Origin of the sequence: Achromobacter sp. Root565 (assembly GCF_001427425.1) — a bacterium.
GTDB classification, from domain to species: Bacteria; Pseudomonadota; Gammaproteobacteria; order Burkholderiales; family Burkholderiaceae_B; genus Achromobacter; species Achromobacter spanius_D.
The window spans coordinates 1-326 of record NZ_LMGO01000010.1; the positions used below are offsets into that span (position 1 = coordinate 1).

Annotated in this window: 1 protein-coding gene; it reads right to left on the minus strand. The window is 63.8% G+C overall.

Annotation, left to right across the window (positions count from 1 at the left end; genetic code table 11):
- The coding region (locus ASD71_RS27845; protein ID WP_304438799.1) for a malic enzyme-like NAD(P)-binding protein at positions 1 to 326 on the minus strand (326 nt) is incomplete at both ends.

Sequence of the window (326 nt, forward strand, 5' to 3'; positions counted from 1 at the left end):
TCCAGGTCCGCCAGCGGACGCGTGGCGACGCCACCTTCCATTGCAGCCTTGGCCACGGCCGGCGCGATGCGCACGATGAGGCGCGGATCGAACGGCTTTGGGATCAGGTATTCGGGACCAAACGAAATATCGAACGTGCCATAGGCGGCGGCCACGACTTCGTTCTGCTCTTCCTCGGCCAGTTCGGCAATGGCGTACACCGCCGCCTTTTCCATTTCGCGCGTGATGGTCGTGGCGCCCACGTCCAGCGCGCCGCGGAAGATGTACGGGAAGCACAGCACGTTGTTGACCTGGTTCGGATAGTCCGAACGGCCCGTGGCCATCAC